The sequence below is a fragment of the Pseudarthrobacter sp. TRD_SC_9 genome, assembly GCF_055361265.1.
The window spans coordinates 1,229,900-1,254,119 of sequence record NZ_CM143956.1; the positions used below are offsets into that span (position 1 = coordinate 1,229,900).

The 24,220-nt window shown below is 63.2% G+C and carries 24 protein-coding genes; 19 read left to right on the forward strand and 5 right to left on the reverse strand.

Going from position 1 to position 24,220, the window contains the following annotated elements; translation table 11 throughout:
* The first annotated feature begins 4 nt into the window (after positions 1–4).
* Together ACWA13_RS05865 and ACWA13_RS05870 are read left to right on the forward strand one after the other, a co-directional pair.
* Complete coding sequence (locus ACWA13_RS05865; protein WP_463937218.1) at positions 5–595, forward strand: 2'-5' RNA ligase family protein; 591 nt, start codon at positions 5–7, stop codon at positions 593–595.
* 37 nt (positions 596–632) lie between these two features.
* Positions 633–1,706: a YihY/virulence factor BrkB family protein gene (locus ACWA13_RS05870; protein WP_463937842.1), complete on the forward strand. Its 1,074-nt coding sequence runs from the start codon at positions 633–635 to the stop codon at positions 1,704–1,706.
* Here ACWA13_RS05870 and ACWA13_RS05875 read toward each other — a convergent pair.
* The 5 genes from ACWA13_RS05875 to sdhC form a co-directional block, all read right to left on the reverse strand.
* Positions 1,663–2,433, reverse strand: a complete 771-nt coding sequence (locus ACWA13_RS05875; RefSeq protein WP_463937219.1) for an alpha/beta hydrolase family protein — start codon at positions 2,431–2,433, stop codon at positions 1,663–1,665. The genes ACWA13_RS05870 and ACWA13_RS05875 overlap by 44 nt on opposite strands.
* Positions 2,434–2,547: 114 nt before the next feature.
* Positions 2,548–3,330 (reverse strand): succinate dehydrogenase iron-sulfur subunit, encoded by a 783-nt coding sequence (locus ACWA13_RS05880; protein WP_463937220.1) that lies wholly within the window; start codon positions 3,328–3,330, stop codon positions 2,548–2,550.
* Position 3,331: 1 nt separating this feature from the next.
* Positions 3,332–5,131, reverse strand: a complete 1,800-nt coding sequence (gene sdhA, locus ACWA13_RS05885; RefSeq protein WP_463937221.1) for a succinate dehydrogenase flavoprotein subunit — start codon at positions 5,129–5,131, stop codon at positions 3,332–3,334.
* Between the two features lie 108 nt (positions 5,132–5,239).
* A complete protein-coding gene (locus ACWA13_RS05890; protein ID WP_463937222.1) occupies positions 5,240–5,731 on the reverse strand; it encodes a succinate dehydrogenase hydrophobic membrane anchor subunit in 492 nt (163 codons plus the stop codon).
* Between the two features lie 3 nt (positions 5,732–5,734).
* On the reverse strand, positions 5,735–6,115 hold the full coding sequence (sdhC, locus tag ACWA13_RS05895; RefSeq protein ID WP_463937223.1) for a succinate dehydrogenase, cytochrome b556 subunit: 381 nt from the start codon (positions 6,113–6,115) through the stop codon (positions 5,735–5,737).
* Between the two features lie 265 nt (positions 6,116–6,380).
* Between sdhC and ACWA13_RS05900 the strand changes: the two genes are divergently transcribed.
* The 17 genes from ACWA13_RS05900 to ACWA13_RS05980 all read left to right on the forward strand — a co-directional run bounded on the left by ACWA13_RS05900 (position 6,381) and on the right by ACWA13_RS05980 (position 24,142).
* Entirely contained in the window at positions 6,381–7,514 is a 1,134-nt protein-coding gene (locus ACWA13_RS05900; RefSeq protein ID WP_463937224.1) for a mannose-1-phosphate guanylyltransferase, read from the forward strand.
* Between the two features lie 111 nt (positions 7,515–7,625).
* A complete protein-coding gene (locus ACWA13_RS05905; RefSeq protein ID WP_463937225.1) occupies positions 7,626–8,825 on the forward strand; it encodes an amidohydrolase in 1,200 nt (399 codons plus the stop codon).
* Between the two features lie 83 nt (positions 8,826–8,908).
* On the forward strand, positions 8,909–9,343 hold the full coding sequence (locus ACWA13_RS05910) for a MarR family winged helix-turn-helix transcriptional regulator (RefSeq protein ID WP_463937226.1): 435 nt from the start codon (positions 8,909–8,911) through the stop codon (positions 9,341–9,343).
* Positions 9,344–9,397: 54 nt separating this feature from the next.
* Complete coding sequence (locus ACWA13_RS05915) at positions 9,398–9,829, forward strand: organic hydroperoxide resistance protein (protein WP_463937227.1); 432 nt, start codon at positions 9,398–9,400, stop codon at positions 9,827–9,829.
* Positions 9,826–10,848, forward strand: coding sequence for an NADP-dependent oxidoreductase (locus tag ACWA13_RS05920; RefSeq protein WP_463937228.1), 1,023 nt, complete (start codon positions 9,826–9,828; stop codon positions 10,846–10,848). The genes ACWA13_RS05915 and ACWA13_RS05920 overlap by 4 nt, the downstream gene beginning before the upstream one ends.
* A gap of 233 nt (positions 10,849–11,081) precedes the next feature.
* A complete protein-coding gene (locus tag ACWA13_RS05925) occupies positions 11,082–12,188 on the forward strand; it encodes a BMP family lipoprotein (protein ID WP_463937229.1) in 1,107 nt (368 codons plus the stop codon).
* Between the two features lie 140 nt (positions 12,189–12,328).
* On the forward strand, positions 12,329–13,963 hold the full coding sequence (locus tag ACWA13_RS05930; protein WP_463937230.1) for an ABC transporter ATP-binding protein: 1,635 nt from the start codon (positions 12,329–12,331) through the stop codon (positions 13,961–13,963).
* A complete protein-coding gene (locus ACWA13_RS05935) occupies positions 13,956–15,344 on the forward strand; it encodes an ABC transporter permease (protein WP_463937231.1) in 1,389 nt (462 codons plus the stop codon). Before ACWA13_RS05930 ends, ACWA13_RS05935 begins: the two co-directional genes overlap by 8 nt.
* The gene (locus ACWA13_RS05940) at positions 15,341–16,663 is read left to right on the forward strand and encodes an ABC transporter permease (protein ID WP_463937232.1); all 1,323 of its coding nucleotides are present in this window, start codon (positions 15,341–15,343) and stop codon (positions 16,661–16,663) included. Before ACWA13_RS05935 ends, ACWA13_RS05940 begins: the two co-directional genes overlap by 4 nt.
* Before the next feature lie 5 nt (positions 16,664–16,668).
* Positions 16,669–17,142 (forward strand): cytidine deaminase, encoded by a 474-nt coding sequence (locus tag ACWA13_RS05945; protein ID WP_463937233.1) that lies wholly within the window; start codon positions 16,669–16,671, stop codon positions 17,140–17,142.
* Positions 17,139–18,485: a thymidine phosphorylase gene (locus ACWA13_RS05950; RefSeq protein WP_463937234.1), complete on the forward strand. Its 1,347-nt coding sequence runs from the start codon at positions 17,139–17,141 to the stop codon at positions 18,483–18,485. The genes ACWA13_RS05945 and ACWA13_RS05950 overlap by 4 nt, the downstream gene beginning before the upstream one ends.
* A gap of 5 nt (positions 18,486–18,490) precedes the next feature.
* A complete protein-coding gene (locus tag ACWA13_RS05955; RefSeq protein WP_463937235.1) occupies positions 18,491–19,120 on the forward strand; it encodes a DedA family protein in 630 nt (209 codons plus the stop codon).
* A gap of 249 nt (positions 19,121–19,369) precedes the next feature.
* Positions 19,370–20,095, forward strand: coding sequence for a DedA family protein (locus ACWA13_RS05960; protein WP_463937236.1), 726 nt, complete (start codon positions 19,370–19,372; stop codon positions 20,093–20,095).
* A 39-nt stretch (positions 20,096–20,134) separates the two neighbouring features.
* Positions 20,135–21,292 carry an adenosine deaminase gene (locus ACWA13_RS05965; RefSeq protein ID WP_463937237.1) on the forward strand — a complete coding sequence of 386 codons (1,158 nt, stop codon included), beginning with the start codon at positions 20,135–20,137 and terminating at the stop codon, positions 21,290–21,292.
* A gap of 103 nt (positions 21,293–21,395) precedes the next feature.
* A complete protein-coding gene (locus ACWA13_RS05970) occupies positions 21,396–21,968 on the forward strand; it encodes a MazG nucleotide pyrophosphohydrolase domain-containing protein (protein WP_463937843.1) in 573 nt (190 codons plus the stop codon).
* Between the two features lie 104 nt (positions 21,969–22,072).
* A complete protein-coding gene (eno, locus tag ACWA13_RS05975; RefSeq protein WP_463937238.1) occupies positions 22,073–23,353 on the forward strand; it encodes a phosphopyruvate hydratase in 1,281 nt (426 codons plus the stop codon).
* 108 nt (positions 23,354–23,461) lie between these two features.
* A complete protein-coding gene (locus ACWA13_RS05980) occupies positions 23,462–24,142 on the forward strand; it encodes an FtsB family cell division protein (RefSeq protein WP_463937239.1) in 681 nt (226 codons plus the stop codon).
* Positions 24,143–24,220: the final 78 nt, after the last annotated feature.

The following is a 24,220-nucleotide window of genomic DNA, read 5'->3' on the forward strand; positions in this document are numbered from 1 at the left end:
GCCCATGACGTCCAACAGCAGTGCCGGCGAGGGAGCGAATGTAGGGGTCATCCTGGGTTTCCCGCCTGCCATCGCCGAAGAACTGCAGCGCTGGCGGGCCTCCTTTGGCGATCCCATGGCGGACGTCATCCCTGCGCATATCACGCTGGTCACCACGACGCTCACCGAGGACTGGGAAGCAACGCACCGCCACGTTCGTGAGGTTGCCCGCCAGCAGGAACCCTTTATGGTCACCATTTCCGGTACGGGCTCCTTCCGGCCCGTATCCCCGGTGGTGTTCCTGAACGTAGAGGACGGCTTCGGAGCGTGCGTGGAGCTCCATGAGAAGCTCCAGTCCGGCCCGCTGGAACGCGAGCTGCCCTTCCCATACCACCCGCACGTCACCATCGCCCATGACGTTGCCCCCGAGAGCCTCGATGAAGCCGAAACGGCGCTCCGTGACTACAGGGCCACGTTCCCTGTGGTTAGCATGGGACTCTACGAGCACGACGCGGATGGAATTTGGCAGTTACGGGAAGAGCTGGACTTTGGGACAGAAACGGACGACGACGCGCCATGGCTCGCAGACAGCGGCGAACCCACCACTACCCACTGAGCGGGCCAAGCTGAGGCTGGCGGTCATCCAGCGCAGGATTGACTGGGGCCGTGCCCGCAGGTCAGGCGCGGGATTCGCCGGTGAAGCCGTGTCCTTGCTGCAGTGGCTCCTTGCGTCCTTCAACGCCCTCCGGCCAGTGCGCGCCATGCAGCAGTACACCAGGCAACGCGGACCGCTGATGAGCGCAGGAATCGGCTTCACCATGTTCTTCTCTATCACCGGCCTCCTGACCACGGGCTTCTCGATTGCGGGGCTTCTCCTTCGGGGGCAGCAGGTGCTGCTGGACCGGGTCGTGGCCAGCGTGGCAGAGGCGGCCCCCGGGCTGCTGAAGGTGAATGGCGGTCAGGGGCTCGTGGACCCGCAGGAACTGCTTGATCCCATCGGCTTGGGCTGGACCGCCGCAATTGCCGCCGTCGTTACCGTGATTACCTCGCTCGGCTGGCTGGCCCGGGTACGGGAGGGCCTGCGCGGAGTCCAGCAGCTGCCACCGCTGACAGTGAACCCCGTAGTCTTGAAGCTGCGCGACGCCGGCATCTTGGTGCTGCTGGGCATGGCTGTGGTTGTCAGTTCGGGCGCATCGCTGATCTTCGGGACCGCGGCCGGCTGGGTGGCAGATTTCCTGGCCTTGGACGACGCTGTGGCCGGACCGTTGACTACCTCAATCAAGATCGGCGTGCCGCTGGTGCTTAGCTGGGTCACTGCCTTGTTAATGTTCAGGCTGGTGGCCGGCCTGAAGCTGGCCATGCGGGCACTGCTGGAGGGCACAATCCTTGCTGCCATCGGAACCAGTGTCTTGCAGATCTTCAGCACTGAGCTGCTGGCAGGGGCGGGCAGGAACCCGGTGCTGGCGCCGTTCGCGATCATCATTGGCCTGCTTATTTGGTTCAATCTGGTCAGCCAGGTCTACCTGGTAGCCGGTTCCTGGGCCGCTGTCCGCCAAGCCGACCTGACGTCCGCAGCCGGCGGACCTGCCTCCGTCTGGGGGGCACGCCGGGTCCAGCCCGGACGAGTGCCCCAGGGTGGTGCCGCCGGAGAACACAAGGGTACGGAAAACCGGCCGGAGTGGGCTACTGTCCGGCGTCGAGGTACTGGTCTGTCCAGGCAGCAATAATTCTTGCAGCCCGCGCCGCCTGCCCTTTGCCCGTCAAAAGGTGATCACTGCCCTCCAGTGAGACGAAGCTCCGCGGGTGCCGGGCAGTCTGGAAAATCGTGCTGGCATTCTCGATCCCCACGGTGTTGTCAGTGGGGGAGTGCAGCACCAGCAGTGGCCTGTGCAGGCCCTTGATGCACTCGGTCAGGTCCGCATTCTCCAGGTCCTCGACGAAGTGCCGGCGGATCTCCACACGCTTGCCGCCCAGGTCTACCTCGGCGCTGCCTTCGCTGAGGATGCGGTCCAGTGCTGCATCGAACACGTGAGCCACGTGCTTGGGCGAGAACGGCGCACCAATGGTGGCGACGGCATCAAGCTCCGGGATCTCGCGGGCGGCTGCCAGGACGGCGGCACCACCAAAGGAATGTCCGACGAGGATGGAGATGGCTTTGCCGCTGTCACGCATAAAGCCTGCAGCCCGGACTGTGTCTGCCACCTTGTGGCTGAACGATCCCTCCGCCCAGGTGCCGGCAGATTCGCCCAGCCCCAGGTTGTCGAAGCGGAGCATGCCAACGCCGCTGTCTGCGAGGGCCTTGCAGATCCGTGACGCCGCGGGGCTGTCTTTGCCCAACGTGAAGCCGTGCGAGAAGACCCCCCAGCCCTTGACCGGCCCGTCGGGCTGGTCCAGAATGCCGGACAGCATCTCGCCGGTGGTGCCTTCGAACTGTACTTTCACTGAACGGGACATTGCATGCCTTTCAATACAGGGCCACTCGGCGGCCCTAAGGGTGGAAAGCACGACGGCGCCGCGCACCATAGTTGGTGGGCGGCGCCGTCGTGCTTTCCCGTCACCGGGACGGAATCAAATCTTGCGGGAAAGAATTGCCTGTTTGACCTCGGCAATGGCCTGGGTGACCTGAATGCCCCGCGGGCACGCTTCCGAGCAGTTGAAGGTGGTGCGGCAACGCCACACGCCTTCTTTGTCGTTCAGGATTTCCAGGCGCATGTCGCCGGCGTCATCACGGGAATCGAAGATGAACCGGTGCGCGTTGACAATCGCGGCAGGGCCGAAGTACTGGCCGTCGGTCCAGAACACCGGGCAGGACGACGTGCACGCGGCGCACAGAATGCACTTGGTGGTGTCGTCGAACCGCTCGCGGTCCTCGGCGGACTGCAGGCGCTCCCTGGTGGGCGCGTGCCCGCGGTTGATCAGGAACGGCATCACTTCGCGGAAGGACTGGAAGAACGGCTCCATGTCCACAATGAGGTCCTTCTCCACCGGCAGGCCCTTGATGGGCTCCACCGTGATGGGCTTGGAGGTGTCCAGGTCCTTCAGCAGCGTCTTGCAGGCCAGGCGGTTGCGGCCATTGATGCGCATGGCATCGGAACCGCAGACGCCGTGGGCACAGGAGCGGCGGAAGGAAACGCTGCCGTCGTGCTCCCACTTGATCTTGTGGAGGGCGTCAAGCACACGGTCCGTGCCGTACATGGTGAGCTCGAAGTCCTCCCACGTGGCTTCCTCGGAAACCTCGGGGTTGTACCGGCGCACACGCAGCGTGATGTTGAACGTGGGGATCTCCCCGCCACCGCCAACGCCGGCGGGCAGTTCGATTTTGGATGCTGGCTCAGCGAGTTCAGCGGTCATGTTAGTACTTCCTCACCATCGGCTCGTAGCGTGTGAAGACCACCGGCTTGGTGGCCAACCGGATTCCCGCGATAGCTTCTGCAGAACCGTCTGCCGGAGCGTGGTCGTCCTTGTACGCCATGGAGTGCTTCATGAATTTCTCGTCGTCGCGTTCCGGGAAATCTTCACGGAAGTGCCCGCCACGGGACTCTTCACGGTGAAGTGCTGCCACGGTCATGACTTTGGCCAGTTCCAGGAGGAACCCCAGTTCCACGGCCTCGAGCAGGTCAAGGTTGAAGCGTTTGCCCTTGTCCTGGACGCTGATGTTGCGGTAGCGCTCTTCGAAGGAATCGATGTCCTTGAGTACCTGGTTAAGCGTATCCGCCGTGCGGAACACCTGCATGTTGGCATCCATGGTGTCCTGCAGGTCCTTGCGGATCGCTGCCACTTTCTCGGTGCCGGTGCCATTGCGGGCAATGTTCAGCAGCTCGATCGTGTAAGCCTCCGGGTCCTCCGGAAGCTCGACGAAGTCTGCGGTTTTGGCGTATTCGGCGGCGGCGATACCGGCCCGCTTGCCGAAGACGTTGATGTCCAGCAGGGAGTTGGTGCCAAGGCGGTTGGAGCCGTGCACCGAAACGCAGGCCACTTCACCGGCGGCGTAAAGGCCGGGAACCACGGTGTCGTTGTCCTGCAGCACCTCGGTGGTGATGTTCGTGGGGATCCCGCCCATGGCGTAGTGCGCCGTCGGGAACACCGGAACGGGTTCCGTGTAGGGCTCAACACCAAGGTAGGTGCGGGCGAACTCGGTGATGTCTGGGAGTTTGGCGTCGATGTGCGCCGGCTCCAGGTGGGTCAGGTCCAGGAGGACGTAATCCTTGTTCGGGCCACAACCGCGGCCTTCCCGGACCTCGTTGGCCATGGACCGGGCCACGATGTCACGCGGCGCCAGGTCCTTGATGGTGGGGGCGTAGCGCTCCATGAAGCGCTCACCTTCTGAGTTGCGGAGGATGGCACCTTCACCGCGGGCGGCCTCCGACAGGAGGATGCCCAGACCGGCAAGGCCGGTCGGGTGGAACTGGAAGAACTCCATGTCTTCCAGGGGGATGCCGCGACGGAAGGCGATGCCCATGCCGTCTCCGGTGAGGGTGTGGGCGTTGGACGTGGTCTTGAAGACCTTGCCCGCTCCGCCCGAGGCGAAGACTACGGACTTCGCCTGGAAGACATGCAACTCGCCGGTAGCGAGGTCGTAGGACACGACGCCGGCAACCCGCTTCTGCTTGTACGGGGTGCCGTCCTCGCGTACAGCGTCTTCCTCAACCGTCAACAGGTCAAGGACGTAGTACTCGTTGTAAAACTCGACGTTGTGCTTGACGCAGTTCTGGTACAGGGTCTGCAGGATCATGTGGCCGGTGCGGTCGGCGGCGTAGCAGGCGCGGCGGACCGGAGCCTTGCCGTGGTCACGGGTGTGGCCGCCGAAGCGCCGCTGGTCGATGCGTCCCTCCGGGGTGCGGTTGAACGGCAGGCCCATTTTTTCCAGGTCCAGTACGGCGTCGATGGCCTCGCGTGCCATGACTTCAGCTGCGTCCTGGTCCACCAGGTAGTCACCGCCCTTGACGGTGTCAAAAGTGTGCCACTCCCAGTTGTCTTCCTCGACGTTGGCCAGTGCCGCGCACATGCCACCCTGTGCCGCACCGGTGTGCGAGCGAGTGGGGTAAAGCTTGGTCAGTACTGCTGTTCGTGCCCGCTGACCGGATTCAATCGCTGCGCGCATGCCAGCGCCACCGGCACCAACGATCACGACGTCGTACTTATGGACCTGCATACCAGACGCTCTTTCTCTCAAAATTCGCTATAAAACCACGGGCCGGCGTTGCCGGCACCGCAAAATACTCCCCGGATAATCGCTGCATGGAGACAGCGGGGCCCGAGCCTAGGCTGGGCAGAAGCCGCCCGGCAGTGGCACGCCATTCACCACGGGGCAGGGGTCGAAGGTGAAGATGACCAGGGTGCCAAGAACCACGATGACGATGGTGGCCGCGTAAAGGACGGTCTTGAGCCACATGCGCGTGGCGTCCTTTTCGGCGTAGTCGTTGATGATCGTGCGGACGCCGTTGGTGCCGTGCAGCATGGCCAGCCACAGCATGGCGAGGTCCCAGATCTGCCAGAACGGATCCGCCCACTTCCCGGCAACAAAACCAAAGTTGATGGCATGGATACCTTCGCCTACCAGGAGGTTGACGAACAGGTGGCCGAAGATGAGGACAACCAGTACAACGCCGGAGAGCCTCATGAACAACCAGGCAAACATCTCAAAGTTGCCCCTCGAGGCGCCGGTCCGGCGGTACTGCGGATCGATCCGTCCGTTTTTGTTGTGTGCACTGCCGCCGTGGGCGCTGCGTGGGTTGGGAATCGTTGCAGTCATGGCTTAGTGACCTCCGAAAGCGAGGGACAGGTGGCGGATCGCGAACGCCGCGATGGTGACGACCCAGAGTCCAAGGACAACCCAAAGCATCTGGCGCTGGTACTTGGCGCCCTGCTTCCAGAAATCCACCGCGATGATCCGCAGGCCGTTGAACGCATGGAAGACGATTGCGGCGACAAGGCCGGTTTCACCCAGCGCCATCAGCGGGTTCTGGTAGGTGCCGATCACGGCGTTGTAGGCCTCCGGGGAAACCCGGACCAATGATGTGTCCAGCACATGGACCAACAAGAAGAAAAAGATCACGACACCCGTAATCCGGTGTCCAACCCAGGACCACATGCCTTCACGGCCGCGGTACAAGGTGCCAGCTGGTTTCGTCGGCACTGAATAAACCTCCCTGCAACACAGCGGCGCTGGCATGGGATCCACGCGGGGAAACGCCTGCTGCGAGAGCACTCGTAGCTCAAGCCTAAATCTAGGCTTCGCTCACAGCTTATTCAATTTAGGAACCCCTTGGTCACTGGCTGGCGGCCGGTTTTTCGGCGGTTTGAGACTAAAGACACATTTGGTGGCCGGGCAGTGAGGAGGTATGGGCTGAGCGCAGCTTCACTTCCGGGGCGTAGCAGGGAGTCGGCTAGAGTATGCCTTGATGACTACAGACAACACGACAGGCCAGCCATCACCGTTGGACCGCTTTATAGCGGTTATTCCGGCGGGCGGCGTGGGAACCCGACTCTGGCCACTTTCGCGTGCAGCGGCTCCCAAATTCCTTCACGACCTGACGGGCTCCGGCAGTACGCTGCTTCGGGCTACCTATGATCGGCTTGAACCCCTGGCTGGCAGCCGCATGCTGGTTGTCACCGGCACCGCCCACCGTGACGCGGTCTGCAGGCAGCTTCCAGAGGTTAACGACGCCGATCTGGTGCTGGAGAGCGAACCCAAGGACTCCGGGGCCGCCATTGGGCTTGCCGCCGCCATCCTTCACCAACGCGATCCGGATACCATCATGGGTTCGTTCGCTGCAGACCACGTCATCAGCCCTGACGGACTTTTCCAGGAAGCTGTGCGGGAAGCAATCCATACCGCAGCCACCGGCAAGATCGTCACCATCGGCATTATGCCCACACACCCGTCAACCGGGTTCGGGTACATCCGCTCGGGAGTAAACCTGAGCGTGCCTTCGGCGCCCAGCGCGCAGGCGGTTGTCGAATTCGTTGAGAAGCCCGATGAGGACGTGGCCCGCCAGTACGTCGAAAGCGGCGAATACGTCTGGAATGCCGGCATGTTCGTAGCCCCGGTGGCCCTCATGCTTAAGCACCTTGAAGCTAACCAGCCTGAGCTGTTCTCCGGATTGCAGGAAATTGCCCAGGCCTGGGACACTCCGGCGCGGGACGAAGTAACCGCCAGGGTCTGGCCGGAGCTGCCCAAGATCGCGATCGATTACGCCGTCGCCGAACCCGCTGCCGCCGCCGGTGATGTAGCCGTGGTGCCGGGCACGTTCAGTTGGGACGACGTCGGGGATTTTGCTTCGGTGGGCCGCCTCAACAGTGCCCGCGAGGTCGACGACGTCACGGTCCTTGGTGTGGGCGCGCGCGTCTTCACCGAGAACTCCAGTGGCGTGGTGGTTTCGGACACGAAGCGCGTGATCGCGCTGATCGGCATCGAGGACGTAGTCATCGTGGATACGCCCGATGCCCTTCTGGTCACCACCATGGCAAACTCGCAGCGCGTGAAGGCGGCTGTGGCAGCGCTTAAGGCCAGCGGCGACACTGACGTCCTTTAGGTCGGATCGTTAGGTTCCAGCTCGGGTCCGCCTGGCCGCAAAACCGGCTAGCGCGCCGTAACGCACCACGGGTGATGCCGCTATTGGCGGGCGGCTCGCTAGAGTGTCTTAGTGCGCAATTACACTACCGAAGCCGAACCCACCGTCCTGGTGGGCCCGTGGCTGGAACCACTGCTGTCCGAGTTGATCGATTTCCGCCGGGATCTGCACGCACATCCTGAACTGTCCTTTAAGGAATTCCGCACCACTGACAGGCTGGTGGCACGGCTCGCGGCCGCCGGCCTGAAGCCGCGCCGGCTTGAAGGCACGGGCGTTACAGTCGACATCGGCCAAGGCCCTATCGCCACGGCACTCCGCGGCGACATTGACGCCCTCCCCATCATTGAAGAGACCGGGCTGCCTTTCGCCTCCCGAAACCACGGCGTCACACATGCCTGCGGCCATGACATTCACACCGCTACCATGCTGGGCGTGGCCTTGGTGCTGCAGCGCATAAATTTGGAAGCCCCGCTGCGTGGCCGTGTCCGGATCATTTTCCAGCCCGCCGAGGAAACCATGCCCGGCGGAGCCTTGAGTTGCATCGAACAGGGAGTGCTGGAAGGTGTGCCGCGCATCCTGGCGCTGCATTGTGATCCCAGGATCAACGTTGGGCGGATCGGTACGCGTATTGGTGCCATCACTTCCGCGTCGGACACTATCAAAATTGAACTCAGCGGCCGTGGTGGCCACACCTCGCGTCCCCACCTGACCGAGGACCTGGTGTTCGCCCTGGCCCAGATCGCCGTCAATGTACCGGCAGTCCTGTCCCGCCGCGTTGATGTACGCAGCGGTGTCTCAGTGGTCTGGGGACAGATATCTGCGGGCTCCGCGCCCAACGCCATCCCCGGGACTGGCTACATGGCCGGCACCATGCGCTGCCTTGACCGCGATGCCTGGCATTCCGCCGGCGAACTTTTGGACGAAGTTGTACAACAGGTCGCAGCGCCGTATGGCGTGGAAGTGCGCCTGGAGCACACCAGGGGAGTGCCTCCGGTGGTCAATTCCGAGCACGAAACCGCGCTCATCGAAGCCGCCGCACGTGCAGAACTGGGAGAAGGGGCTGTGGTGCTCACACCGCAGTCCATGGGTGGCGAAGACTTTGCCTGGTTCCTGGCAGAACGCCCCGGTGCCATGATGCGTCTGGGAACCATGACTCCCGGCGGTGAGGAATTCGACCTCCACCGTGGCGACTACGTTGTGGACGAGCGCGCGTTGGGCTACGGCATCCAGGTCCTCACAGCCGCAGCCTTGCGCACCATCCGCGACCTCTAGCAACGACAGAGGGAACTTCCTGCCCCGCACACTTCTCCCATACTGAGTTGTGCACAATTGAATTGCGCGTTAGTGTTCTTGACATGACCGAAGCTCCCCGCCTGGACCGCCAGGTTTGTTTTGCCCTTTATTCGGCATCCCGTGCAGCAACCGCCCTGTACCGTCCGCTTCTGGAGGATCTGGGGCTTACCTACCCGCAGTACCTGGTGATGCTGGTTCTGTGGGAGGACCAGCCGCGGGGCGTCAAGGAACTGGGTGAAGAACTGGGCCTGGACTCGGGCACGCTGTCACCCTTGCTCAAACGCCTCGAGGCCCTGGGTTTGGTGGAACGGCGGAGGTCCGGAGAGGACGAACGCCGCGTGGCCATCCACCTCACTACTGTTGGCCAGGCCCTCAGCAGCAAAGCCGGCGGAATTCCCCAACGCCTCGCGGAGGCAGCAGGGCTGTCCGCCGCCGAACTGGATCAGCTGCACAGCACCCTGGAACGGCTCACTGCCGCCCTGCACCATTCACGCTAGGCCTGCAAACCCCGCAGTGCCGCTTCCACATATCCCTACAGGACGGACTTTCCTTTGAAGACTCTTTACACTGCCCACGCCCTTGCTTCCGGCGAAGGCCGGGACGGCAATGCCCGCAGCAGCGACGGCAAACTTGATGTTGCGCTGGCCAGCCCAGTTGAACTCGGCGGGAACGGCGATGGGACCAACCCGGAACAGCTGTTTGCCGCAGGGTACGCCGCCTGCTTCCACTCAGCCCTCCGGCTGGTAGGGCGACAGGCGAAGGCGGACCTGACAGACTCTGCCGTGGCCGCACGTGTCCACCTCGGCGCCCTGGACGGTGGTGACGGCTTTGGCCTGGCAGTCGAACTGGAAATTGCCCTGCCCGAACTGGACCTTCCTACGGCCGAGGTTCTTGTTGCCAAGGCGCACGCGGTCTGCCCGTACTCCAACGCCACCCGCGGCAACATCACTGTTAACATCAAGATCCTGGAATTCGCGGCATGAGCGCCAAACCAGGGTTGCCCGCCACGTCCCGTGAAATCCGGCTCGCCTCACGTCCGGTAGGCCGTCCCGTTCCGGAGAACTTCACGCTGGCGCAATCGCCGGTTCCCGCGCTGGAGGAGGGCCAGATCCTGGTCCGCAACCTTTATATGTCGGTTGACCCCTACATGCGGGGCCGCATGAACGACGTCAAGTCCTACTCGGCCCCGTTCGCACTGAATACGGCGCTCGACGGCGGTGCTGTGGGTGAGGTGATCGCGTCCCGGTCCGAGGAACGCAAGGTGGGTGACGCCGTCGTTCATGCCCTGGGCTGGCGGGAGTATGCGGTCCTGGACGCCGGCAGCACCACCGTGGCGAGGACTGACCTGGCCCCGGCATCGGCGTTCCTTGGAGCGCTGGGCATGACCGGCCTGACGGCCTACGCCGGCCTGCTTAAGGTAGCCGAATTCAAACCCGGCGACGCCGTGTTCGTTTCAGGCGCTGCGGGGGCAGTCGGTTCGCTGGTTGGCCAGATTGCCAAAGCCATGGGCGCGTCCAAGGTGATCGGCAGTGCGGGGACTCCGGAAAAGCTTGCCAGGATCCTGGAGCTGGGCTTCGATGCGGCGTTCAACTACCGGGAGGCGCCGGTGCGGGAGCAGCTCAAAGCTGCCGCCGGCGAGGGTGGCATTGATGTCTACTTCGATAACGTCGGCGGGGACCACCTCGAGGCCGCGTTGAGCACACTGAACGTCGGCGGCCGGGTAGCAATGTGCGGAGCCATCTCGCAGTACAACTCAACGGAACCCGCTCCGGGGCCGCGGAACCTGGCACTTGCGATCGGTAAGCAACTGACGCTGCGTGGCTTCCTGGTGGGCGGACAGCGCCAGCATCGCGCCGAATTCGCCGAGCGGATGGCCGGTTGGTTGGCGGACGGGACGGTCCGTTACGACGAAACCATTGTGGACGGCCTCGAGAACGCACCGCAGGCTTTCATGGATCTCCTCGACGGCGCTAACACGGGCAAGATGCTTGTGCGCCTCTAAGCCTTAGGGCGCGGGCCACCGGCCTGCGCCCTACTGCTTGGTAACAAATTCTCATCAATCTGCGGATTCCCGGCAATGTGTGATAGGCCACGTGGCGCAGCGCACTACAGTGGCATTCATCAGTGCGCCTCGGCGCAGTGCTGCGAAGCCTCAGTGAAAACAGAATTTCAGTGCAGAAACGGACACTCATTGAATTCAGGTCGTAGCGCCACTCTCTTCATCATGGAGGAAAATTGAAGACATCACTGCGTGCCACCCTCAAACGCGGTTCAACGGCCGGAATGGCCACCGTAGGTGCTACGGCACTCCTGCTCACGGGCTGTGGCGCAGCCCCGGAGACAGGCGGGCCTACCGAGGCCGCCAGCGACTACACCGGCTGCATCGTCTCCGACTCCGGTGGGTTCGACGACCAGTCCTTCAACCAGTCCTCCTACGAAGGCCTGAAGAAGGCTGAGGCGGACCTGGGCATCAAGATCAACCAGGTCGAATCGAAGACCAACAACGACTTCGAGCCCAACCTGCGAGCCATGGTCACCGCCGGCTGCAACCTGACGGTAACCGTGGGCTTCCTCCTCGGCGACGCCACCAAGACCCAGGCAGAGGCCAACCCGGACAGCCACTTCGCCATCGTCGATTACACGTACGAGACGCCCATCGAGAACGTCAAGCCCATCATCTATGACACCGCGCAGGCAGCGTTCATGGCCGGCTACCTGGCAGCCGGCACCACCAAGACCGGCACCGTGGCCACCTTTGGCGGCATCAAAATCCCCACGGTCACCATCTTCATGGATGGCTACGCCGACGGCGTGAAGTACTACAACGAACAGAAGGGCAAGGACGTCAAGCTCCTTGGCTGGAACAAGGAATCCCAGGACGGAAGCTTCACAGGCGACTTCGAGAAGCAGGACGTCGGCAAGCAGCTCACCCAGAACCTGCTGGACCAGGGCGCTGACATTGTGATGCCGGTTGCCGGTCCGGTGGGCCGCGGCGCAGGGGCAGCCCTCCTGGAAGCCAAGGCGGCCGGTAAGGACGTCAAGCTCATCTGGGTTGACTCCGATGGCTTCCTGACGGCTCCCGAGTACAAGGACATCATGCTTTCATCCGTGATGAAGCAGATGGGCGACGCCGTGGAGAACGTCGTGAAGGAAGACGTGGAAGGCAGCTTCAACAACGAGCCGTACGTTGGCACGCTGGAGAACGACGGCGTCAGCCTGGCCCCGTTCCATGACCTTGAGTCCCAGGTTCCCGCCGAACTGAAGACCGAACTCGAGCAGATCAAAAAGGACATCATCGACGGCAAGCTGACCGTCGAGTCAGCCGCCAGCCCTAAAGGCTGACCAGCAACGCCAGGCGCCACCCCCGGTTGGTCACTGACCGACCGGGCGGTGGCGCTTTTCGTTGGGAACAAGTCCACTAGGCTGGTGCTGCAGCCGCATATCCTGTCCGGGTCACGGACGCTTCGAGAATGGTCAGAGTTGTGAAACTTGAACTCAGAGGGATCACCAAACGCTTCGGTTCCCTGCTCGCCAACGATCACATAGACGTGGTGGTTGAACCCGGACAGATCCACTGTCTGCTGGGCGAGAACGGGGCCGGCAAATCCACCCTGATGAATGTGCTGTACGGGCTGTATGAGCCCACGGAGGGGCAGATCCTCATTGACGAGGCCCCGGTTTCCTTCCGGGGTCCCGGTGACGCCATGGCGGCCGGAATCGGAATGGTCCACCAGCACTTTATGCTGGTCCCCGTCTTCACCGTCGCGGAGAACGTGGCACTCGGTGCCGAATCCACCAAGGCCGGCGGCTTCCTTAACCTGGAAGACACCCGGCGCAAGATCCGGGAAATTTCCAACAAGTACGGCTTCGACGTCGATCCGGACGCTCTGGTGGAAAACCTCCCCGTGGGCGTCCAGCAGCGTGTTGAAATCATCAAGGCGCTGGTCCGCAACGCCAAGGTGCTGATCCTTGATGAGCCGACGGCTGTGCTGACGCCTCAGGAAACCGACGAACTGCTGGACATCATGCGCCAGCTCAAATCCAACGGCACCTCCATCGTTTTCATCTCGCACAAGCTCCGTGAGGTGAAAGCGGTCTCGGACACCATCACGGTGATCCGCCGCGGCAAGGTGGTGGGTACGGCTGATCCGTCGGCAGCTACCACCGAGCTCGCGTCAATGATGGTGGGCCGCGCCGTGAACCTCACCCTGGACAAGGCCCCGGCAAAGCCGCAAGAAACCACGTTTCAGGTCCGCGACCTCACAGTCATCGCCCCCAACGGAACCCACACGGTGGACGGCATCAGTTTCGACATCGCCAGGGGTGAGATCCTGGCCATCGCCGGTGTCCAGGGGAACGGCCAGACCGAGCTCACGGAAGCCATCCTGGGCCTGCAGGACCGGGTTACCGGCTCTGTCACGCTGGACGGCAAGGAACTTCTGGGCTGCTCGGTCAAGGAAGTGCTTCGCGCCGGGGTTGGCTTCGTGCCGGAGGACCGCAAGGTGGACGGGCTGGTAGGGACTTTTTCGGTAGCCGAGAACCTGGTCCTTGACCTCTACGACCAGGCTCCGTTCGCCAAAGGCATCAGCATGAGCCCGGTTAAGGTACTGGAGAACGCCAAGTCCCGCATCGAGGAGTTCGATGTCCGGACCCCTTCGGCAGGAGCGGCGGCCGGCACGCTGTCCGGTGGTAACCAGCAGAAGCTGGTCATGGCCCGTGAACTGTCGCGGCCCCTGCGACTCTTTATTGCTTCCCAACCCACCCGTGGCGTGGACGTAGGCTCCATCGAGTTCCTGCACCGGCGCATCGTTGCCGAGCGTGACCAGGGAACACCCGTCATGATCATCTCTACCGAGCTCGACGAGGTGATGGAGTTGGCGGACCGGATTGCCGTGCTGTACAAAGGCAGGCTGGTGGGGATTGTTCCTGCCGGCACCGGCCGCGACGTGCTGGGCCTGATGATGGCCGGCATCGGGCCCGAGGACGCCGCCCACGCCAAAGCGGCACACACCCACGCTGTCCACCCCGGCGCTGTCCACTCCAACCCGCCGTCCGGAGCTGCCCCATCGGGCAGCTCCACCTCCACCGCCAGCGCCGAAGGAGGCGACCATGCCTGAGAAACGCCAGGATGCTGCAGACGATGCAGGTACAACGCAGGACACCGGTGCGACAGCGGAAGAAACGGCCGCCGTCGTTTCCGTAGACACTGCCGGTGGTGCCATGGCACCTTCCGCCGTCCCTGCCACTGCACAGAGCGGGCAACTGCCCGGCGGTGATGACCGCCTCATGCGGAAAATCTTTACGGGCAGCGGCATGGTTTCCGTCCTGGCAGTGCTCCTGGCACTGATCATCGGCGGACTCCTGATCGCGAGCACCGATGCAAGGGTGGCCGCGACTGCCAGCTACCTGTTCGCCCGGCCCACCGACTTCCTGGGGGCTGTCTGGAACGCCGCTACCCGGTCCTACATAGCGCTCTTCCAGGGAGCTGTCTTCAACCCCCGAGGCAATGGCGTTGCGTTGCAGTTCGCACCGCTGATGGAAACACTGACCATTGCCACGCCGCTCATCACGGCGGGCCTCGGCGTTGCCCTTGCTTTCCGGGCCGGCTTGTTCAACATCGGCGCCCAGGGCCAGATCATCATGGCCGGCATCCTGGCTGCCTGGGTAGGTTTCGCCCTGCATCTTCCGGCCGGTCTGCACCTTCTCCTGGTCCTCGTGGCGGGCATCATCGGCGGCGCGGTGTGGGGCGGCATGGTTGGCCTGCTCAAGGCACGTACCGGCGCCCACGAGGTCATCCTCACCATCATGTTCAACTACATCGCGCTGTACTTCCTGCGCTACCTGTTGAGCACTCCGGCATTCCAGCGGCCGGGCGTATCCAACCCGATCTCGCCCATCCTGGACGCGTCCGCTGTGTATCCGCAGATCCTGGGCTCCCAGTACCGCCTGCATCTGGGCTTTGTTCTTGCCATCGCCGCCACTGTAGGGGTCTGGTGGTTGCTGAACCGCTCCACCGTGGGCTTCGAGTTCCGCGCAGTGGGGGCAAATCCGCAGGCGGCACAGACTGCGGGCATCAATGTTCCGCGGGCCACCATCCTGGTGATGGCGCTCGCCGGCGGCCTGGCGGGCATGTCCGGCGTAGCCCAGGTAGCGGGTACGGAGAAAGTGCTCACGGACGGCGTTGCCGCAACCTACGGTTTCGACGCAATCACCGTCGCACTGCTGGGGCGTTCGACGCCGTGGGGAACCTTTGCTGCAGGCCTGCTGTTTGGAGCCTTCCGCGCCGGGGCTGTCCAGATGCAGATTCAGACGGGCACACCTATCGATATCGTGCTCGTGGTCCAGTCGCTCATCGTCCTGTTCATTGCGGCTCCGCCGCTGGTCCGGGCCGTCTTTGGATTGAACCCGCGTAAGAAGCGCAATAAGCCGCGCAAAACCGGATTCAGTCCGGAATCCCGCCAGGCAGAGAAGGCAGCAGCCACCGGAGGTGCAGCATGAGCACTACAGCAACATCGCCCGGCCCGGGAACACCCCGGCCAGAGGCCGCTGAGGCAGGAAAGCTTCAGTCCACGTCCGCCAAGCCCGTCACCTGGAAAACCCCCGTCCTGCTGGGTGCGCTGGGCATCGTGGCATTGGTGTTTTTCGGCCTGATGGCTCCCAACCGGACGGCGACGTTCGGGATCTCCACGGGCAGTGATTTTTTCCAGTTGCCTGCGCTGGACATCAATGCCCTTGCCGGCGGCATCGTCCTGTCCGCCCTGATGCTGGGGCTCGCCGCGTATTCCGTCTACCTGAAAATCAAAGACCGGTCCACGCCGGTCTGGGTGGTCATTGTCTTCGTTGTCCTGTTCGCGGCCGCGTTCCTTGTCTGGGTTGTCGGCGGCGCCCGCACTCCCAGCATTTCCCTGGCCGGGCTGATCGCCGGCAGCATCACGCTGGCAGTTCCGCTGGTCTTCGGCTCCCTGTCCGGAGTGCTCTGCGAGAGGGTAGGCGTGGTCAACATCGCCATCGAAGGCCAGCTTTTGGGCGGCGCCTTCACGGCCGCCATCGTTGCCAGCATCACGCAGAACGCCTTCGTTGGACTGCTGGCCGCGGCCATTGCCGGAGCCATCGTTTCCATGGTGCTGGCACTGTTCAGCATCAAATATCTGGTCAACCAGATCATCGTGGGTGTAGTACTCAACGTGCTGGTTTCCGGTATCACAGGGTTCCTCTTCAGCACGGTAATGCAGGAGAACTCCGGACGCTTCAACTCGCCACCGGGCCTGGGTGTCATCGATATCCCGGTGCTTTCCAGCATCCCCATCATCGGACCTATCCTGTTCAAGCAGTCCCTGGTGGGATACCTGATGTACGTGGCGGTGGCCGTGGTGTGGGTAGGGCTCTACAAGACCAGGTGGGGCCTGCGGGTCCGGGCAGTGGGGGAGCACCCGCAGGCTGCTGACACCATGGGCATCAAGGTCAATGCCACCCGGTTCTGGAACGTGACGCTTGGCGGTGCCATCGCCGGCATCGGGGGTTCCTTCTTCACCCTGGTGGCCATCGACAGCTTCACCAAGGAAATCTCCGGTGGCCGTGGCTTCATTGCCCTGGCAGCCCTGATCTTCGGCCGCTGGAACCCCATCGGTGCGTTTTTTGCGGCCTTGCTGTTCGGTTTCGCAGACAACCTGCAAAGCATCGTCACCATCATTGGAACTCCCGTACCCAGCCAGTTCATGGCCATGCTGCCGTACCTGGTCACGGTACTGGCCGTGGCCGGGCTGGTGGGCAGATCCAGGGGACCCGCGGCCAGCGGTATTCCCTATGTGAAGGGTTGACGGCCATGGGGAACCAGGTCTCGACAGGCTCGAGCGAGCATGCAGAGCATGTCTCCGGTGCGGTCGCGGAAGGCGACTCGACCACCGCCGTTGACTGGGCGGCGCTGGAGGCTGCGGCTAAAAGCGCCATGGAGTATGCCTACGCCCCGTATTCGAAGTTCCCGGTAGGGGCTGCAGCCCTGACCACTGACGGCAGGATTGTCAGTGGCTGCAACGTGGAGAATGCCAGCTATGGCCTGACGCTGTGCGCCGAATGTGCGCTGGTAGGCAACCTGCACATGAGCGGGGGTGGCCGGCTCCGGGCCTTCTACTGCGTGGATGGGGCCGGCAACGTCCTGATGCCGTGCGGCCGCTGCCGTCAACTCCTGTACGAATTCCGGGCTCCCAACATGGAGCTTATGACCACCCAAGGCATTAAGAGCATGGACCAGGTGCTACCTGACGCCTTCGGTCCCGAACACCTGGAGGATCCCCGGTGACTGACAACAGCGCAGCCCGCGCATCATCAAGCAAGACTGGCCACGAGGCCTTTGACGCCGTCGATATCATCCGCATCAAGCGGGACAAGGGTACTCTGAGCCCGGACCAGATCGACTGGACTATCGATGCCTATACGCGCGGTGCGATCGCGGACGAGCAGATGGCGGCCCTCAACATGGCCATTCTGCTCAACGGTATGGACCGCAACGAGATTGCGCGCTGGACCAAGGCGATGATTGCGTCGGGCGAGCGGATGGACTTCTCCAGCCTTCGCAGGCCCGACGGCGGCGTCAAAGCCACCAGCGACAAACACAGCACCGGGGGTGTGGGGGATAAGATCACGCTGCCGCTGGCGCCGCTGGTTGCCGTTTTTGGCGTGGCTGTTCCCCAGCTCTCAGGCCGCGGCCTGGGGCACACCGGCGGGACCCTGGACAAACTGGAGTCCATTCCGGGCTGGCGGGCGTCCCTGAGCAACGACGAGATGCTGGCCCAGCTCCAGGACGTGGGCGCCGTGATCTGTGCTGCCGGTGCCGGTTTGGCCCCGGCGGACAAGAAGTTGTATGCCCTCAGGGACGTGACCGGAACGGTGGAAGCCATCCCGTTAATTGCCTCCTCCATCATGAGCAAGAAAATCGCCGAGGGAACCGGCTCACTGGTCCTGGACGTGAAGGTGGGCTCCGGCGCGTTTATGAAGGATGAAGCCATGGCCCGCGAACTCGCGCGGACCATGGTGGAGCTGGGCAAGGATGCCGGCGTGAACACCGTTGCGTTGCTCACCAACATGAATACGCCGCTGGGCCTGACGGCCGGGAACGCCATCGAAGTCGAGGAATCGGTGGAGGTACTTGCCGGCGGCGGTCCGGAAGACGTCGTCGAACTGACCGTCCGGCTGGCCGAGGAGATGCTGGCCTGCGCTGGAGTGCCTGACGCGGATCCTGCCGCGGCACTGAAGGACGGCCGGGCGATGGACGTCTGGAACCGAATGATCGAAGCCCAGGGCGGCGATCCGCGGGCCGCACTGCTGGTGGCACGGGAATCAGAAACCATCTATGCACCGGCTGACGGGGTCCTGGTTGAACTCGACGCCTTGGCCGTGGGCGTCGCGGCCTGGCGCCTCGGTGCAGGGCGGGCACGGAAGGAAGACGCTGTCCAGGCCGGCGCAGGAGTGCGGATGCACGTGAAACCGGGCGCGGTTGTGCGCGCGGGTGAGCCCCTCATGACCTTGCTGACGGATACACCTGAACGGTTCGGCCGTGCCCGGCAAGCCCTGGAGAACGCCGTTATTATCGCCCCGGAGGGTGCCAGGCCTGCCCAGCAGCTCATCATCGACCGGATCGCCTGACTCCAGTGCAGGCCGTCAACGACTTCATCCTCGCAGGAGCATCGCAGCCATGGGTTCTTCTGCTGGTCCTGGCCTGCTGCATCATCGACGGCTTCTTCCCTCCTGTTCCCAGTGAATCCGTAGTGGTGGGCTTGGCCGCCGTAGCAGCCAGCGCCGGCCAGCCCAACGCCGGCCTGCTGATGCTCGTGGCAGCGGTGGGGGCTTTCAGCGGCGACAACATCGCCTACCTGCTGGGGCGGAGAGTCGGTACCAAGCGGTGGCGCTGGATGCGCGGGCCCCGGATGCAGACGGCATTTCGCTGGGCGGGGGGAGAGCTGCGCAAGCGGCCCGCCTCCCTGATTATGGTGGCCCGGTTCATTCCCATCGGCCGCGTAGCCGTGAACCTCACGGCGGGCGCCACCGGCTTCACACACCTGCGGTTTGTTTTCCTGACGCTGCTTTCGGCGGTGCTGTGGGCAGCCTATTCCGTTTCCATCGGCTTGTTCTTTGGCAACTGGTTCAAGGACAACCACCTGGTGGCTGCGGTCGTTGCCATCATCTGTGCAGTGGCGCTGGGCATCGTCGTAGACATTGTGATCAACAAGATTCGAGGGAAGGATCCGGTGGTGGACCGCATCCGAGATACGGGACCCTGATTCGGACCCTGATGCGACCCTGAGCCGACCCTGGTTTCCAGGCGGCAATCCACCCGCGTGTCCACCCCTGGGAGGATCCCTCAGCCCTGTAAATCAGCCTCCGGGCCGACGGTTTCACGACCCTGAGCCGATAGCTTTAGAGGCAGTATCCCGCGGCCGGAGCGTAGCGAACGACGCCCCGGCCGTGGGACACTGAGTATCCCGTTAAGTACCTATGGCAGCATCACTTTTCGCTAGGAGCGAGACCGCGTGGAGTTTATCAATGAGGCAGTGCTCCATGCAGCAGGACAATGGTGGATATATCCCATCCTCCTGCTGTTTTTCTTTGTTGACGGCTTTGCCATGGTGGTACCCAGCGAGACCCTCATCGTTGCCCTCGCGGCGTTCGCCCGGGTCAGCGGCGAGCCCAACCTGTGGATCCTTGGAACAACTGCACTGATTGGCGCCATCGCGGGCGACAACATGGCCTTTATGCTCGGCCGCAAGATAGGGCTGGAACGCTGGAAATGGATGCGCCGGGCAAAGGTCCGCAAAGTGCTCGGCTGGGCACGGTATGAACTGGACAAACGCGGTGCAGTCCTCATCTTTACGGCACGCTACATTCCCTGGGGCCGTGTGGCGGTCAACTACGTGGCAGGCAGCACCGGGTTCTCCCACCGGCGGTTTTTCCTGCTGGACGCCTTTGCCTGCATCACCTGGGTGGGGTACTCGATAGGAATCGGCCTGCTGGCCAGTTCCTTCCCCTGGCTGCACCACAACCCGCTCCTCAGTGCCGGGATCGCCGTCGTTTTCGCTATTGTGCTGGGAATCGCCCTGGATCACTCCCTGCGCTGGTGGCACAAGCATCTTGCCCGGAAGGACGCCGAGGTGGTGGACGAATGGCTCGACGGCGGTCACGCCTCCGCCCAGCCCACCGTCGCGTCGCCAACCCTTTTAGCCGCCGCAACAACGGAACCGAAGCCTGGCGCCAAGTAGCGGCTGGCGTTAGTTGCCCGCCAACCCTAAGGTTGGAACGTGACTGAGCCAATAGCTGACACTGCCCCTGCCATCGATTTCGATTTGAAGAGCCTTCCGAAGGTTTCCCTGCACGACCACCTGGACGGTGGGCTGCGCCCCGCAACCATCATTGAGCTGGCGGAGGCAATAGGACACCAGCTGCCCTCCACTGACCCTGTTGCGCTGGGTGAGTGGTTCCGTGAGTCCGCAAACTCAGGGTCTCTGGTCCGCTACCTGGAGACCTTCGACCACACAGTCGCCGTGATGCAGACCAAAGAAGGTCTCTTCCGTGTGGCCAAGGAGTTCGTGGAGGACCTGGCAGACGACGGCGTTGTGTACGGTGAGGTGCGTTGGGCCCCCGAACAGCACCTCCAGCAGGGCCTCACCCTCGACGAAGCAGTCGAGGCGGTGCAGGCGGGGCTTGAGGCCGGCACCGACTCCGTAGCCGAAACCGGGCGCGAGATCCAGGTGGGCCAGCTCATCACCGCCATGCGCCATGCCGACCGCGGCCAGGAGATCGCCGAACTTGCTGTCCGGCACCGCAACAGGGGAGCGGTTGGCTTCGACATCGCCGGCGCCGAGGACGGATTCCTGCCCTCCCGGTTCCGTGACGCGTTCACCTACCTTGCCCAGAACAACTTCCCGGCCACCGTCCACGCAGGCGAGGCCGCCGGACTCGAAAGCATCCAGTCCGCTCTGGTTGACGGACGCGCCCTCCGCTTGGGCCATGGTGTCCGGATTGCCGAGGACATCCTGGTGGAATTCGGCGACGATGATGATGAGGCGGCAGACCGCGGCCACGACGAAGAGGACATCGGCCTGGTGACCCTCGGAGACCTGTCCAGCTGGATCCGCGACCGCGGCATCGCACTGGAAATCTGCCCGTCCTCAAACCTGCAAACGGGAGCCATTGCCGGGTTTGGTGAAGGAATCGACAGCCACCCGGTGGATATGCTCTACCAGCTGGGTTTCAACGTCACTATCAACACGGACAACCGGCTGATGAGCGGCGTCACCCTTACTGACGAGTTCGAACTCCTGGTAGAGACCTTCGACTACGATCTTGATGATCTGCTCGAGCTGACCCTGAATGCCGCCGAAGCCGCCTTCCTGCCATTGGAGGAAAAAGAGGCGCTGGTGGAGTACATCAACGACGCTTACGGCAGCCTTGGCTGACGACTTCGCTGGCACGTCCGGTTCAGCCGCGGCTCCCTCCCCTTCCGGGGCCGTGGCTGACCTGGTGGAAAAGATCGCAGCTTTGCGCGAACACTGTCCCTGGATGGGTGCCCTCACCCACGCTTCACTGGTGGAGTACCTGATCGAGGAAGCCTACGAAACAGCCGAGACCATCGAAACCGGCGGCCCTGATACCGAATTGCGCGGTGAATTGGGCGATGTGCTGCTGCAGGTGGTCCTCCACGCGCGGCTCGCCGAGGAGCGCGGTGCATTCGATCTCGCGGACGTGGCCCGGGCGCTGACGGCGAAGATGGTCCGGCGCAATCCGCACGTGTTCCGCTCGGACGGAACCCTTCAGGATTCCTTCCCGGCCACGGTCCAGGAGATCGAACTCAAATGGGACGCCGTCAAGAGGGAAGAGATGCCCGGGCGCGCTAGCGCTTTCGAAGGAATCCCTGAGTCACTGCCGGCACTGTCGAAAGCACAGAAGACTCTGGACCGCGCGGAGCGGTCCGGGGCCCCGATGGACCTGGCCGAGGTGCCCACCGCAGATACGGAAGAAGAACTGGGTGACTACCTGCTCGCCGTCGTCGCTTCCGCGCGTAGTAAAGGTCTCGATGCAGAGCGTGCCCTGCGCGCCGCCATCAGGCGTGTAACGCTGGGCAGTCTAGATTAGTTTTGCCGTAACGCTGGACACTCTGGACTAGGCTAGTCCCTGACGAGGTGGTCCACCTCTCCCAAGTTTCCCAGTAGATCGCTTCCACCATAAGGAGCAAATTCATGGCGCTTATCGATGCCATCCACGCCCGCGAGATCCTCGATTCCCGCGGCAACCCGACCGTAGAAGTTGAAGTACTGCTTTCCGATGGCCAGATCGGCCGTGCGGCTGTTCCTTCGGGCGCTTCCACCGGTGAGCACGAAGCCGTTGAACTCCGCGATGGAGACAAGGGACGCTACCTGGGCAAGGGCGTACAGAAGGCCGTTGACGCTGTCATCGACCAGATTGCCCCCGCCCTGTCCGGATTCGACGCAACGGACCAGCGCAGCATCGACCAGGCCATGATCGACCTCGACGGCACGCCGAACAAGAGCAAGCTCGGCGCCAACGCCATCTTGGGTGTTTCGCTTGCGGTGGCCAACGCCGCTGCCGCCTCGGCGGACCTGCCGCTCTACAAGTACCTCGGCGGCCCTAACGCCCATGTACTGCCCGTTCCGCTGATGAACATCCTCAACGGCGGCTCGCACGCCGATTCCGACGTCGACATCCAGGAATTCATGGTTGTCCCGATCGGCGCCGAAACCTTCTCCGAGGGCCTTCGCTGGGGTGTTGAGGTGTACCACGCCCTCAAGGCAGTGCTGCAGGCCAAGGGCCTGTCCACCGGCCTGGGTGACGAGGGTGGCTTCGCTCCGAACCTGCCGTCCAACCGTGCCGCCCTGGACCTGATCCAGGAAGCCATCAAGAATGCCGGCTACACCCCGGGCGCGGACATCGCCCTTGCCTTGGACGTTGCCTCCTCCGAGTTCTTCAAGGATGGCGCCTACCAGTTTGAAGGTAAGGCACTGAGCGCGAATGACATGAGCGCCTACTACGCCGAGCTGGTTGCAGACTACCCGCTGGTCTCCATCGAGGACCCGCTGGATGAGAACGACTGGGACGGCTGGAAGACCCTCACGGACACCATCGGTGACAAGGTGCAGCTGGTAGGCGACGACCTCTTCGTCACCAACCCGGTCCGCCTGCAGCAGGGCCTCGACACCAAGACCGCCAACTCGTTGCTGGTGAAGGTCAACCAGATCGGTTCCCTGACCGAGACGCTTGACGCTGTCAGCCTGGCGCAGCGCGCTGGTTACACCACCATCACCTCACACCGCTCCGGCGAGACCGAGGACACTACCATCGCTGACATCTCGGTGGCAACCAACGCCGGGCAGATCAAGACCGGCGCTCCGGCCCGCTCCGAGCGCGTAGCCAAGTACAACCAGCTGCTGCGCATCGAAGAAGAACTCGATGATGCCGCCCGCTACGCAGGCCGCAGCGCATTCCCGCGTTTCAAGGGCTAATACCGGCTCAATCGACAGGCCGGTAGCTATGGTGGAATGACCATGGCTGCCGGTCTTGTTGTTGGATCGACATCCCGGCCGCCGGCTGGACCACGTTACAGGAGTGTCATGGCTACCCGCCGTCCCAACGTTCCCAGGGTTTCCCAAGCGGCCCGGGCACCTGATGCCGAAGAGGGCGCAGACCAAGGTGCTGATGTTATCCGCGCTGATTTTGGTGCTGGTGCGCGGGGTGCTGCCGGGAAGACCGATGGTACCGCGGCAGATTCCCGGATATCGGGAGCCGGGGAGAGGGTGGGCCGGGACGGTACAGCGCAGGAAAGCGAATCCCGGAACGGCGGCTCCAAGAAACAGGAAGCGTCGGTCACAGACACTGCGCCGCCCCCTGAGGACCAGGACCCGGTTCCTGCGAAAGCGTTCTCCGGCAGGATGCTGGCACTGGCCGTCGTGATGATCGCCATCACCGTCATGCTGGCACCCACCGTCAAGATTTACCTCGATAAGCGCGCTGAAATATCCGCCCTGAATGCCGACATTGCCAGTAAGCAGGCGGAGCAGGCGGAGCTCAACCAGCAGATTTCGCGGTGGCAGGATCCCAACTACGTCAAGCAGCAGGCCCGCGACCGCATTAACATGGTTATGCCTGGTGAGACCAGTTACTGGGTGTTTGGCAGCGACGTTACAGCAGACACCCTCCCGGATGCATCGGCCGGCGCAGCTGCCGGAAGTGCCATAGATGTCCCGTGGGTGGACGCCCTGTGGGAATCTGTCAGGCGCTCCGGCACGGACTGACCGGCACTGCTTCACCATCATTCCGCGGCGCCCGCCGCGTGTCCTGCGGCAAACCGCCGGATAATCCCGGGCAGGAAG